The sequence below is a fragment of the Pseudorhodobacter antarcticus genome (assembly GCF_900110135.1).
GTDB classification, from domain to species: Bacteria; Pseudomonadota; Alphaproteobacteria; order Rhodobacterales; family Rhodobacteraceae; genus Pseudorhodobacter; species Pseudorhodobacter antarcticus.
This window is the reverse complement of sequence record NZ_FOCO01000006.1, coordinates 1-13,819: the sequence shown is the minus strand read 5'-3', so window position 1 is coordinate 13,819 and position 13,819 is coordinate 1. Positions and strand designations below refer to the sequence as shown.

Sequence of the window (13,819 nt, the reverse complement as noted above, 5' to 3'; positions counted from 1 at the left end):
CGCGCCCCCTGTGCCGCCCCATATTATCTTCATGACAGTTTTATTGCCTCTTATCCTGCCGCTGGTGATCGGCTATGTGATGTACCGCTTTTCAGCGTGGCAAACGGCGCAGCACCTTGACAGCGCCTCCACCCCCTTGCGCGATCCCGGCCTAACCCCGGTAATGGACCGCATGGCACAGGCGTTGGAACTGCCCAAAATCACCGTGCATATCTATGATGTTGAACCCGTCAACGGCCTTGCCGCCCCCGATGGTCGCGTGTTCCTAACGCGTGGGTTTATCGACCGCTACCGCCAAGGCATTGTCACGGCTGAAGAAATCGCCTCCGTCGTCGCCCATGAACTTGGCCACGTCGCCCTTGGTCACACCAAACGCCGCGTGCTGGATATGACCGGCCAACGCGCCGTGGCCATGCTGCTCGCCACCGTCTTGTCCCGCGTTATCCCCGTGATTGGCATTTTCATCGCGCAATATCTGACATCGGCCTTGGGCGCGGGCCTGTCGCGCAAGGATGAATATGAAGCAGACGCTTATGCCAGCGCCCTGTTGGTCAAATCCGGCATCGGCACCCATGCGCAAAAATCGCTGTTTCACAAACTGGACAAACTGACAGGCGTGGGCGGCGCAAACACCCCGCAATGGCTGCGCTCCCACCCCAAAACCGCCGACCGTATCGCCGCGATCGAAGCCCGAGAGGCCCGCTGGGGCGTTTAACCCACCCCCGGCTGCGCCAACCGACTTTCCAGCAAATGCCCGCTTTGCGTCAAAATCGGATAGGCCACCGTGACCAGCAACGAGTTGATTTCCTTAATCGCGCGCACCGTTTCCAGATGAATATCGGATGTGTCGATACTGTCGGCCTGCGCACCGCGCAACCGCGCCAAATGGCGATCATGACTGTCACGCTCTTGCTTGCGGATCACCTCTTTTTCCTTCACCAACAACCGCGCCGATGCCACATCCCCCGACACCAACACGTTCAACGCCAGTTGCAAATTGCCTTCCACCCGCGCGTGCAAATTGCACATTTCGGTCCAACCTTCGGGTGAAAACCGCAAGCCCTTGCGCGCCCGCGCTTCGGCCAAACTCAACAAACTCTTGGCAATAATATCGCCAATATGCTCCAGATTGATGGAAAAATCAGTCAAATCCGTGCCCAATTTCACCTCCGCCTCCGTCAAATCCCCCCGGTGCAGCTCCGCGATGAACAGCTTAATATCCGTGTGCTGGCGGTTCACTTGACCATCCAACGCCCGCACCCGCGCAATTTTCTCCAAATTGCCACCGTCCATCAACTCCATAACCGGGCGGTACATCGCCGCCACCACCTCGCCCATCCGCAAAAGTTCGCGCTTGGCACTGGCCAGCGCCACGGTCGGATTGGCCACCGCACCCCGGTCCAACATGCTCACAATCGGGGCCACATCGGGCGACACCACGACCGGATTGGGCAGCAAAACCCGTGTCACCCGCGCCATCAAACCCACAAACGGCAACGCCAGCAGCAACAAACACAGGTTGAACACCAGATGAAAATTCACCAATTGCACCGCTTCCGTGCTGCCCAACCGCGCAATCGGCAAATCAACCACCAACGACAGCGCCAACACCAAAACCGCCGCCACCCCGCGAAAAACCAGATTTCCCAATGGGACACGCCGCGCCTCCAGCTCCATCCCGCGCGTCAACCACACCGCAATCACGCCCCCGCCCAGGTTCGCGCCCAATATCATCGGCACCGCCACCTCCAACGGCAACATACCGCCATTGGCAAAGGTCACGAACAACAACACGGTCGCCACGGATGAATGAACCACCCACGCAATCACCGCCGCAACCAAAAACGCGGTCAACGGGTCGCCGCGCAAATACCCGATCAACCCCGGCATCACCGCACTGTCGCGCAGCGGCTCCGTCGCTTGCGCCACCATCTGCAACGACAGCAAAATGAACGCAACGCCCAGCACAATGCGCCCAGTTTGCCGCACCATCCGCGCTTCAAATTTCAAAAACATCGTGGCGCCGACCAGCAACAACAGCGGCACCAACCCCGACAGATCAAACGACAGAATTTTAACCACCAGCGCCGACCCCAGATCGGCCCCCAGCAGCGCCGCAATCCCGGTGCCCACCGTCAAAATCCCGCTGGTCACAAACCCCGCCGCCAAAATTCCTACGGCGGTCGAACTTTGCAACACCACCGCCAAAATCATGCCCACCAGCGCCATCTGCGCCGTGCCCTCCCGCGCGCCCCGCAGCGCCGCTTTCAACCGCGTGCCATGCGCCCGTTCAACCCCCGTGCGGACCATACGAACCGCCCACAACAGCAGCATCACCGCCCCGGCAAGCTGGATCAAAAACGCGACTGGCATCATCTCACATCGCCCCTTTTGCCCAACCCAAATTCAACCCAACCCAAAGTCAACGCACCCACAGGTTCGCGCGCTTGATCTGGTTGCGGATCATCTGCTCGCGCCGGGGCAAATCGTTGCGGTCAAACATCGCCCGCACTTCCACCCCTTTGCCCTGATAGACCATCTTCTTAAACGGCAAATGATCTTTCAGCACCTTTTTCACGCTGTTTGGGGCCAAAACCTGCTCCACCATCGCCACCGCTTGGTCACTTTCGCGCGCATACAGCAGCGGCATCAACCGCCAATGGCAGGTCACATCCCCGTCCAACCCCACCAATTCCGGCCCCGGCCGCCCACCGCCAAAGCCGTGAACAACCAACGGCAGCGCCACTTGGTCCAACCACGGGCTCAACGGTTGGCACACCAATTCGCGCGGGGCCGCATCGCGTATCGCCACCGCAATTTCCGCAAACCGCTGGCCAAACGCGGCTGGACTTTTGTGAAAAAACCAGCCCGCGTTGAAATACAAATAGCGTTTCCAGTATTCATCCGGTTCGCGCATATCCAAACTGCTCGCAAAATCAAGGCCAAACTGCGCGTAAAGCGACCCCCAAATTTCGCCATAGCCCGGCCCGTACAGCTCCAAAATCGGCCACGTCCCCTCGCGCTTCATCGACGCGGACGGGCGGTCAAAATCAAACCCAACGCTGTCCAGCGAACCCGTGAAAACAGTATCCGTATCCACAAACAAAAACGGCTCATCCGGCAGCGCCGCCAAACACTCTATCTTATTGCCATACGGATAGGCCTCGCCAAAGCATTTGCTTTCAAAGGGTAAAATCTCGGCACCAAACTCCGCCAGCAGCGCCAAAATCCCCATATCCTGCACAGTTGGGTCCTGAACCCACAGCGGCCCCGCTTGCGGCACCGCGATAAACAACCGCCCCGCAAAATCCGGGTTGCTGGCGCGCAAACTCGCCGCCAGCAGCACCGCCTCATAGGCCAGCCGCCCATTTTGCGCGACAGCCACAATGTTAAACACCACGCTCACGTCAAGCTCGGGGTAAACCGCAGGCTTAAACACGACATGCCGCCGTCCAGCTTGGCACATTCGCTGTTGCCCACCACGCGCACCGCAAACCCCGCCGCCACCAAAATATCGCGGGTTTTCGGAAATCCATCGGGCATAATCACCAGATCATTGAACCGGATGGCATTGGCGCAAGCCTCCTCACCCGCCGCCGTATGGATCACGCGGTAACCGTCAAAACACCCCGATGCCGCCAGCCGCTGGGTCGCCAAAACCGTCTCGGCGTCTAACAATGAACAATCGGTTTTGAAATGCAGCACCCCCGGCGGCGTGAACACCTCACGCACGGGCAGGCCCCAATCGGCCACCCGTTCGCGCAATTCCGCAACCCCCGCCGCATTGGTGCGCGCCGAACGGCCCACCAAAATCTCGCGCTCGGTGGTTAAAATATCGCCGCCCTCGATGTAACTCTCCGCCCCCGAAATCACCCGCACGTCATCATAAAGCGCCGCCAAATGCGGGGCCATCAGCCCAGCCTCGCCCAACCGACTGGGCGCGCCGGGCCGCATCACCACGGCCCCACGTGGCAGGCACAGCGCCGTATCCTCGACAAACACCGCGTCCGCAAAATCCGCCAGCGCGTCCAACTCCACCACTTCGGCCCCCGTGCTGCGCAATGCGGCGATATAATCCGCGTGATGCGCCAGCATCAGGTCCAAATCGGGCGCGCCAATATCCACCGCGCGCAGGCCAGCCGTGATGCCAACCCCCGGTTTGCGCGTAATCGCATGGGTGAAACGGTACGATGCTGACATGCTCACTCCTCCATTATATGGGCGACAAGCCCCGGCAACTGTTTGAAATCATTGAACGCCGCCCGATGCGGCAAATCCTGTACCGCCGTTTTGCGATACCCTTCGGTGAACAGCAAGAACGCCACGCCCGCGCGCGCCGCCGTTTCCGCGTCCACCTCGCTGTCACCGACAAAGATCACGCGCGCCCGCCCCATATCCGCCGCCGCCGCTTGCAACGGGGCCGGGTCCGGCTTGCGCACGGCCAAGCTGTCGCCGCCATAAACCACCCCAAAATGCCGCGTCAAATCGAAATGCCGCAACACCGTGCGCGTCGGCACCAGCGGTTTGTTGGTGCAAATCCCCAGCGCGCAGCCCCGCCCCGCCAAATCCTCCAACGCCCCCACAACGCCGGGATAAACCGTCGTCAAATCAAACGCCGTTTCATACCGAATGGTGAATTTCGCAAACATCGGCGCAAACATCGGCCCATCCGGCACTTCGCCCACAGCCTCCAGCAACCGCTGGATCAAATAGGCCAACCCTTTGCCAATAAACCCTTTTATCTGCGCAGGCGGCAAGGGCGCATACCCCGCCTCCACCAGCAATCCATTGGACGCGGCGATAATATCAGGCGCAGAATCAATCAGCGTGCCGTCCAAATCGAATATAACCGCTGTCACACCGCCCCCTCCGCCGCCGCCCGAATGGCCGCAATATTCACGCCATATGGGGCCGGATCGCCCACCGACCCGCCCTTAAACACCGCAGACCCCGCGACCAAAACATCCGCCCCGGCAGCCGCCACCAGCGGCGCTGTTTCCACCGTCACCCCGCCGTCAATTTCAATATGCACAGGCCGGTCCCCAATCATCGCACGCAGTTTCGCCACCTTCGCGACTTGAGAATGAATGAATTTCTGCCCCCCAAATCCGGGGTTTACCGTCATCACGCAAACCAAATCAACCATATCCAGCAAATACTCCACCGCCTCCACCGGCGTGCCGGGGTTAATCGCCAACCCCGCCTTTGCCCCCGCTCCGCGAATGGCCTGCAACGTGCGGTGAATATGCGGCCCCGCCTCCAGATGCGCCGAAATCACATCGGCCCCCGCCTGCGCAAACGCCTCAATATAGGCGTCCACGGGCGCAATCATCAAATGCACGTCCATCACGCCCTTGATATGGGGCCGAATGGCGGCACAGGTCGCCGGACCAAAGGTGATATTGGGCACAAAATGCCCATCCATCACATCCACATGCACCCAATCCGCGCCTTGCGCCTCAATCGCGCGACATTCCGCACCAAAATTCGCAAAATCGGCGGACAATATCGACGGGGCAATCTTGATCTGGCGGGAAAACATCATGGGGCGCTCCTTTGGCTGTCCCCTTCTACTGCGCAAGGGGCGCTTAGGTAAAGTGCCCCGCGCAATCCCAGCACAGCCCCACAACAGCCATGCCCCCAGCGCGTAACCCCGCGATTAAGCCCTGCACCCAGCGCATATCAGAAATGCAGCATTGTCTGTGGCGTGGTGCCCCCCTCGCGTCTTAAATATGCCGTAATGACAAAGGGTTCCCTTGCAGCCGCGCGTCCCAGAATAAACCGGGCCGTCACACGCACCGCCCCATCCCAAAGGACTTGCCATGACCACCTTGAACCGCATCCTGAACGCCATTTTCATCGGCACCCAATCGCGCCGCGACCGTGCCGCCCTGCGCGCGCACCGCGACGCATTCTTGGGCAAACCGGGCAAATTCACCGCTGCGCCCGCCTGCTTTTACAGCTTCTAATAAGCTGCGAAAATCTGATGCAAGGCCCGGCACCGCGTCCGGGCCTTTTGCATGTCAGCCCGGCCCAAACCGCCGCCGCGCATCCGCCGCACCCGGCCCCCGCGCGATCTCTCGCGCAAAGGCCTGCGCCACCGCGTCCACCCCCGGCGCGTCCAAGATCGACAGATGGTCCCCCGCCACATCAATCACTGCAAACCCGCCCTGCGCCCACGGCCCCCAACCAAGCCCGTCTGCAATCGCCGCTTCGCTGTCAAACACGCTGCTGCGCGCTCGAATAATCGTAATCCGCCCGGCATAGGCGCGCGGCGTATAGTTTTGGATCGCCACATCATTGGCCGCCACAAACCCGCCCACCGATGTCGGCGCGCGCTGCGTGGTCAAAAACAGCCGCAACTTTTCCAGGCGGTGGCGCAAACCATCCCATTTCGCCGCGATCAGCCCGCGCAAATACCCAAATCCGCCCGCGCGCAGCAGCGTCAAATGCGCGCCCAACCACGCCAGCCCACGAATTTTGCCTCGCCCCGCAGGCCCCGCCGCATCCAACAACCCCAACAGCCGCACATCGCGCCCCGCCGCCGCCAATTGCTGCGCCAGTTCCAGCGCCATGTAACTGCCCAGCGACACCGCGACCAAGCCCACAGGCCCCTCCGGGCGATGCGCCTCAATCGCGCGGAAATACAGCTGCGCCGTATCCTCCACCGTTTGCGGTGTGTCCGCGCTCAACAACCCCACGGTCAGCCCGAAAATCGGCTGGTCCAGTCCCATCGCCTGCGCAAGCGGGCGGAAAAAGCTGCCATTCACCCCCAAAACATGCACGCCATAAATCGGCACACCTGTTCCAAGCGGCTGAATTGGCATCAAACAATCCATCAAATCCGTTCCCGGCGCAATTTGCACAGCCTCGCCCAACAGCTCCGACAATCCTTGCGGCGTTGGCTGCGCATGCACTTGCGCCACCGTCAATCGTCGTGAAAACGCCGCTTCGATATGCCCGATCAGCGTCAGCATTTGCAACGAATGACCGCCCAGATCGAAAAAGCTGTCGTCCGGCCCCGGCACATCACAGCCCAAAACACTGCCAAACACCTCGGCAATCCGGTTGGTTTGCGCGTCCCCAGCCCCCCGCGCGCGCGCCTGCGCACCGCCCTGCGCAAGCACAGGCATCGGCAACCGCCGCACATCGGTTTTGCCGCCGGGCGTTTGCGGCCAATCGGTCACAAACATCACCTCGGGCCGCTTGGCCACGGGCAATTGCGCCGCAATTTCCGCGCGCAGTGCCACCAAATCCGGCGGCGCGTCCACGTTGGGCGCGCGCAGCCAACCAATCAATCGCCCTTGCGCCACCCCAACATGCGCCAGCGCCACCCCCGGCAACGCCTCCAGCACCGCCTCAACCTCGGCCGGTTCAATCCGAAACCCGCGCAACTTGATCTGTCGGTCCGCGCGCCCCGCAACCACCAAATCCCCGGACCCATCCCAATGCCCCAGATCACCCGTGCGGTACATCCGCCCCGGCGCATCCGGGTTGGGCAAAAACCACTGCGCGCTCAGCGCAGGTTGGCCCAAATACCCATCGGCCACGGCCACGCCGCCCACCCAAACCTCGCCCCGCGCGCCTTGCGGCGACAGGCTGCCATCGGGCGCGCGCAAATACAGCGCCGCATGGCCAAACGCGCGCCCCACAGGCACGTCTGGCCCCTGCACCGCGCCCAAAACCTCAAACGCGGCGCAGGTGATCGTGGCCTCCGTCGGCCCGTATCCGTTCACCAAGCGTGGCATATGCGCCAAACCTTGCCAGCGCGCCACAGCATCGGGCGGCATCCGTTCGCCGCCCACCACCATCAAACGCACGCCCGCAGGCAGCACCGCACCGCCCTCCAGCGCGCCCAGCAGCACTTGCCAAAACCCGGTCGGCAAGTTCAAAACGGTAATTCCCGCCGCCGCCACCGCCGCCAAAAACCCTTGCGGCGATGTCATCATCGCCTCATCGCGCAGCACCACCTGCGCCCCCGCCAGCAGGGTTGGCGCAATCTCCTCCAGCGCCACATCGAAACTAAGCGCGGCAAACTGCAGCGCGCGGTCGCCCTGCACCAACCCGTATTGGTCAATCGCGGCAAAGGCATGCGCCACAAACGCCGCTTGCGACACCACAACCCCTTTGGGTTTGCCCGTACTGCCCGAGGTGTAGATCACATAAGCCGCCCGATCATCCTGCAACCCGCCCCGCGCCGGGGCCATCGCCTGCAAATCCGCCCCCAAATGCGGCGTCACTTGCAGCACGGCCAAGCCCGCCATCCAATCTTGCGGCTCTTGCGTCAAAATCAACGCAACGCCCGCATCGCGCGCCATGTGTAACAGCGCATCCGGCGGATAGCTGGGGTCCATCGGCAAAAACGCCGCCCCCCGTTTTGACGCGGCCAGCATCAAGGCCACAAAATCCGCGCTGCGCGGCAGGCAAAGCCCCAAAATCGTGCCCGGCCCGATGCCGTTTTGCGCCAAATGCTGCGCCAATTGGTTGGCCCGCGCATCAAGGCCGGCATAGTCCAAAACCCAATCTCTGCCCATTTGGGTCAAGGCGGGCGCATGGGGTTGGCGCGCCGCCACCGCCTCAAACGCCTGCGCAAAACAGGCTGGCCGCAGCGCAGGCAACGCGCGCACAGGCTGCCCCAACGCCACCAAACCCGCCCGTTCCGCCGCAGGCATCATCGCCAAATCGCACAGGCGTACATCCGGTGGGGCCTGCGCCATGGCCCCCAAAACATGCGTCACATAGGCCAGATACCGCTGCGCATCCACCGCCGAGATTTGGTCCAGCCGCGCCTCCAGCCGCAATTGCAAACACGCATCGCCATAAGCCGCCAACGTCAACGCCGCCGCCCCTTGTTCAAACAGCTCCACCCGCCGCCCGCGCCACGCACCGCCCAACGCTTGCAAGCCTGCGTGCAGCGATTGCCGCTCCACCATCACCAAACTGTCAAACAACACGCCCACTTCGGAGACCGCCGCGATATCCGCCAGTCCTAACCCTTCATAGGGGCGCTGCGCCATCAAATCCGCGCGCAAGGTCGCCAAGGCCGCATCCAGCGTCATGTCCGGGGCCAATTTCACCCGCAACGGCTGCGTGGTGATCAAACACCCCAGCATCCCTTGCGCGCCGGGCGTGATGTACCGCCCCGACCGCGTCACCCCAAACACCACATCGCCCTGCCCCGACACCCGCGCCAAAACCAAGGCCCAGGCCGCCTGCACAAAGGATGCAAAACTCACCCCCGCCGCATCCGCCCGCGCAACCAAGGCCTGCGTCTGCGCCGCGCTCAACGCGGCGTCATAAACTTCGGTCCCCGCACCTGCCTGTGCGCCCACAAACCCCAGCACAGTCGCGCGGTCAAACCCCGCCAAATACTGTGCGAAAAACGCTTTGGCCACCGCCGGGTCAGCCGCCGCCACCGCCTCGGCATGGTCTTGAAACGTAGGCGCCAAAGGCAGCACGCGGCCACCCCCATCATAGGCGGCAAACACCTCCTCCAGCAGCATCCGAAAGCTGCGACCATCCAGCATCACATGCGAAAACGTCCACACCAACACCGATTGCCCCGCCCCGCGCAACAGCGTCAACCGCCAGCCGCCCGCCACCGACACATCAACCCCGCGCGCCCGGTCCACCGCCAGCCAAGCTGGCAAATCCCCCGCAAAATCCTCCACCACCAAAGGCACCGCAAAACCCGCGCCAATATGCTGGCGCATCGCGTCCACCTGCACCACCAACCGCAAAACGTCATGCCGCGCAATCGCCGCCGCCCAAACAGCCTCCAGCCGCGCCACATCGACCATACTGCAGCCCAGATGCACCACCACCTGCTCCAGGTTCACCCCCGGATCGCGCAGCGCCATCCCTTCATAAACCATCCCCGCTTGAACAGGCGTCAGGGCAAACCCACGGGTCCCGCTCATTCGATGCGCCCCCCGTGAAATCCACCGCCCGACCCGGGGATCAACAACGCCACATCCGCCCAATTCACCCAAACGGCCAACGCGCCCAGACACAGCGCCAACACCAAAAACAGCACATCATGGCGCGCGTCCCACACTTTGTGCCGCGCCGCCAACCGCGCAATCACCGGCATATACAGCAGCATCGCCAGCGCTTGCCCCACCATCGCGCCAAACAACCCCATGTTCACCGCGCCAACCAAAAACCCCACCGCCATCAAACTGGCCTTGGCCGCGCTGACCAAGAAAAACCCCCGGCTGTCGCCCCGCGCAAGCGCCGCCTGATCATAGGTTAAAAACACCACCACAATCATCTGCACCGCGCAAATCGCCACCATCACCCCGCCCGCGGCAAGATAGCGGTCATCATACAGCGTCTGCACAATAAACGGCCCCGCCAGCGCCAAAAACGCCAAACACGCCAGCAACCCGCCGGTCAAATAATACCGCAACCGCCGCAACCGGGCCAAGGCGGCGACATCGGTATCCACCCCATGCTCGCGGTAAATCGGAATCAAAATCCGCGCCGTCACGGTGGACCCCAACATGATGGGAAACATCGCCAAAAACGCGCCGATATTGTAAATCCCCAATCCCTCAATCGTCAGGAACTTGCCCAAAATTGCGCGGTCACCCTGCGACACCAAAAACCCGCACACCGACGACAGAAAAATCCAAAAGCCAAAGTGCAACAGCTCATGCACCGCAGGCCCTTCCCAGCGCAAACGGTTGCTCGCGCCCGGCAAAAACGACGACAGCAGCGCCAAACGGATCGCCGCCGTAATCACGCCACCCACCGCCAATGCCCAAACCGACCGGAACACATAGGCCAACACCAACATCACCACGATGCCCAACAGCGTTGAAATCAAATCCAAAACCGTCAACCGCCCCAACAACAAATGCCGGTTCGCCGTGTCCACCCGTGTCGGCTCAAACCCCGCAAACAGCAAGGACATCGCGGCCACCGGCAACAACATCGCAATCAACGGCTGGTCGTAAAACAACGCCGCCGGATAGGCGACCGCGCAGGCCATCAGCCACAACACGCCGCCGCGCAAAATCTGGATTGTCCAAGCGGTGTTCAAAAATTCGGGGTCATCGCCACGCTTGCTTTGCATAATCGCAGGGCCGGTGCCCATGTCCGAAAACAGCGTCAAACCCACCAGCATCACAGTGACCAAGGCCATAATCCCAAACGCCTCGGGAAACAAAAGCCGCGTCAAAATCAGGTTGGAAATCAGGCGAAACCCCTGCGCCGCCACGAATGACATCGCAGTCCATGCCGACCCGCGCGCCGCGCGCGACCAAATGCCCGCACCCTCGATCGGCGTCTCACTCATGCGTCACCACATCCTTACCCAAAGGCCCAAACCAAAAGGCCCAATCCACATGGGGCAAAAGCCCAAAACCAATCCCCTGCGTGCCCGCGCCTTATGGCAATATCATGACCTTGGCTAAAAAAGTCTTAAAAAAACGGGGCGCCGCCCGCTGGCCCGCCCCGCCCCACACGCATCAAGGAAATGCGAAAATCAAAACTCAACCACCGCACGAATGGATTCGCCCCGGTGCATCAAATCAAACCCTTCGTTGATCTGGTCCAGCGTCAATTTATGCGTGATCATCGGGTCAATCTCGATCTTGCCACTCATGTACCAATCGACAAATTTCGGCACATCCGTGCGCCCCTTGGCCCCGCCAAACGCGGTCCCTTTCCACACCCGCCCCGTCACCAACTGAAACGGCCGCGTCGAAATTTCCGCCCCCGCAGGGGCCACGCCAATAATAATGCTCTCGCCCCAGCCCTTATGCGCCGCCTCCAACGCCGTGCGCATCACCTTGGTGTTGCCCGTGGCATCAAAAGTGTAATCCGCGCCGCCCTTGGTCAATTCCACCAAATGCGCCACCAAATCGCCTTCAACTTTGCTGGGGTTCACAAAGTCCGTCAGCCCAAAATACCGCGCAATCTCTTCCTTGCTGTCGTTCAAATCCACGCCAACCACTTGGTCCGCCCCCGCCATGCGCAGGCCTTGGATAACATTCAGGCCAATCCCGCCAAGGCCAAACACAATGCACCGCGCGCCAATCTCAACCTTGGCCGTGTTGATCACCGCACCAATCCCCGTGGTAACCCCACAGCCGATATAGCAGATTTTGTCAAACGGCGCGTCCTTGCGCACTTTGGCCAAAGCGATCTCAGGTATCACCGTGTGATTGGCGAATGTCGAACAACCCATGTAATGGTGGATCGGCGTGCCATCCAACATCGAAAACCGCGTGGTCCCGTCCGGCATCTGCCCCCGCCCTTGGGTCAGCCGAATCTTCTGGCACAGGTTGGTTTTGCCCGACAGGCAATATTCGCACTCCCGGCACTCGGGCGTGTACAGCGGGATAACATGGTCGCCCACCTCCAACGTGGTCACACCCTCGCCAATCGCCAGCACAACGCCCGCGCCCTCATGCCCCAAAATCGCCGGGAACAACCCTTCGGGGTCATCACCCGACCGGGTAAATTCATCCGTGTGGCACAGCCCCGTGGCCTTCATCTCCACCAAAACCTCGCCCGCCTTGGGGCCTTCCAGATTGACCTCCATAATCACAAGCGGTTTTCCGGGGGCAACAGCAACAGCGGCACGGGTGCGCATCATGGGACAAGTCCTTCCTTAAATCATTCCCCGCCACCTTGCCCCGCCCCGCCCACAACCGCAAGCCACGCCCCACAAACCCTCCCCATTCGGCTTGGTCCAAATACCTCTCCACCCTGTGCAATTCGCACCGCGTTCCCCCTTAAGAAAAGGTTAACAAAAAACACGATACACAATAAAATCAATGCGTTAAAATGCGCATCGCGCGCGATTTCGCACCCGGGTCGCACTCCAAAACCAAAAAGGATGGTGGTGGTCGCAGTCCTGACTGTACCCTACTTTGCGGGACAATTTCCCTGCTAACCAGAAAAAGAGCAGGGAATTTGGCGTATTCCTAGGTGGTATTGATTGCCTTACTCGCACATATCCCCGTTTTAACAATTGGTTATGGGTAAGCCTCAAATCCTAAGGGCACCTCGATTTTTGACTGTTTTCGCGGCAACGGCGCAGCAGTTTACGCCCGAAGCGCGGCAGCGACCTGACCGAGTGTTGCGTTGGGTTTGATGATGTGCTGCCCGTTTCGCTTCTCAGACCTTCGGTTCAGGGCCGTTTTGCGCGATGCGCAGGGCGATCTGCGTCGTTGGTCGACCGTTTTCAGGCTGGGTGTGGGCTGATGCGTCCCAATTGGCCGAGGCGGCGCATGTTGTAGGCGAGGTTTTTCATCCCGATCGCGGCCTTGGCCCGAACCAGACCGATCGTGCGCACGAGGGTGCCGCCCATGTCGTTGGCTTGCGCGCCAAAAATATGCTCGACCCGGACCCGCACAGTGGACTTGGTCCGGTTACTGCCCTTGGCCTGTTCAGTCAGCGGCTTGCCGCGCTTGCCTTTACGGTGGATGTAGCTTTTCAGCTTGCGGTCGCGCAGCTTGGCCTCCATCTCCTCAGATCGATAAGCCGCGTCCGCCCACACGCCGGACCCGGTATTGCCCTGCATCAGCAGGTGGTCCACCGTCTGGCTGTCATGCACAGCTGCGTCGGTGACGTGGTAGCGGCGCACCAATTTGTGGGTGCGGTCCACGTTTGTGTGGTTTTTGTAGCCGTAATGGCTCTTGCCGTGTTTTTTCGTCCAGCGTGCGTCCAGATCCTTCTGGCATCGCTTGGCAGGCTTGTCGGCCCAATCCTCGGGGACCTCGCCCTTCTTGATCGTAGCGTTTTCATCGCGCGTATTGTGATTGCGCGGCACCGGCACGATGGAGGCATCCAGAATCTGACCGCC

General features: G+C 61.2%; 11 protein-coding genes. 2 read left to right on the top strand and 9 right to left on the bottom strand.

What is annotated here, in order from left to right; translation table 11 throughout:
• The first annotated feature begins 31 nt into the window (after positions 1-31).
• Positions 32-715: a M48 family metallopeptidase gene (locus BMY36_RS04070; RefSeq protein WP_050518500.1), complete on the top strand. Its 684-nt coding sequence runs from the start codon at positions 32-34 to the stop codon at positions 713-715.
• Here BMY36_RS04070 and BMY36_RS04065 read toward each other — a convergent pair.
• The 5 genes from BMY36_RS04065 to rpe are packed head-to-tail and all read right to left on the bottom strand — an operon-like array spanning position 712 to position 5,545.
• Entirely contained in the window at positions 712-2,376 is a 1,665-nt protein-coding gene (locus tag BMY36_RS04065) for a Na/Pi cotransporter family protein (RefSeq protein WP_050518479.1), read from the bottom strand. The two genes, BMY36_RS04070 and BMY36_RS04065, sit on opposite strands and share 4 nt — an antisense overlap.
• A 46-nt stretch (positions 2,377-2,422) precedes the next feature.
• Positions 2,423-3,406, bottom strand: coding sequence for a GT-B fold glycosyltransferase domain-containing protein (locus tag BMY36_RS04060; protein WP_050518501.1), 984 nt, complete (start codon positions 3,404-3,406; stop codon positions 2,423-2,425).
• Entirely contained in the window at positions 3,403-4,200 is a 798-nt protein-coding gene (locus tag BMY36_RS04055) for a dimethylarginine dimethylaminohydrolase (RefSeq protein WP_050518480.1), read from the bottom strand. Before BMY36_RS04055 ends, BMY36_RS04060 begins: the two co-directional genes overlap by 4 nt.
• A 2-nt stretch (positions 4,201-4,202) precedes the next feature.
• Positions 4,203-4,859 (bottom strand): phosphoglycolate phosphatase, encoded by a 657-nt coding sequence (gph, locus tag BMY36_RS04050; RefSeq protein WP_050518481.1) that lies wholly within the window; start codon positions 4,857-4,859, stop codon positions 4,203-4,205.
• Positions 4,856-5,545 (bottom strand): ribulose-phosphate 3-epimerase, encoded by a 690-nt coding sequence (gene rpe / locus BMY36_RS04045; protein WP_050518482.1) that lies wholly within the window; start codon positions 5,543-5,545, stop codon positions 4,856-4,858. Before rpe ends, gph begins: the two co-directional genes overlap by 4 nt.
• Positions 5,546-5,822: 277 nt before the next feature.
• Here rpe and BMY36_RS19805 point away from each other — a divergent pair, with 277 nt between their 5' ends.
• The gene (locus tag BMY36_RS19805) at positions 5,823-5,969 is read left to right on the top strand and encodes a hypothetical protein (RefSeq protein WP_156215088.1); all 147 of its coding nucleotides are present in this window, start codon (positions 5,823-5,825) and stop codon (positions 5,967-5,969) included.
• Positions 5,970-6,023: 54 nt separating this feature from the next.
• Here BMY36_RS19805 and BMY36_RS04040 read toward each other — a convergent pair whose 3' ends face one another.
• From BMY36_RS04040 to BMY36_RS04025, 4 genes are all read right to left on the bottom strand, one after another.
• Positions 6,024-9,920 carry a non-ribosomal peptide synthetase gene (locus BMY36_RS04040; RefSeq protein WP_050518483.1) on the bottom strand — a complete coding sequence of 1,299 codons (3,897 nt, stop codon included), beginning with the start codon at positions 9,918-9,920 and terminating at the stop codon, positions 6,024-6,026.
• Entirely contained in the window at positions 9,917-11,302 is a 1,386-nt protein-coding gene (locus tag BMY36_RS04035; RefSeq protein WP_050518484.1) for an oligosaccharide flippase family protein, read from the bottom strand. The genes BMY36_RS04040 and BMY36_RS04035 overlap by 4 nt, the downstream gene beginning before the upstream one ends.
• A gap of 189 nt (positions 11,303-11,491) precedes the next feature.
• Positions 11,492-12,604, bottom strand: a complete 1,113-nt coding sequence (locus tag BMY36_RS04030) for an S-(hydroxymethyl)glutathione dehydrogenase/class III alcohol dehydrogenase (RefSeq protein WP_050518502.1) — start codon at positions 12,602-12,604, stop codon at positions 11,492-11,494.
• A gap of 594 nt (positions 12,605-13,198) precedes the next feature.
• A partial coding sequence (locus tag BMY36_RS04025) for an IS5 family transposase (RefSeq protein WP_139193930.1) occupies positions 13,199-13,819 on the bottom strand: 621 nt, incomplete at its 5' end.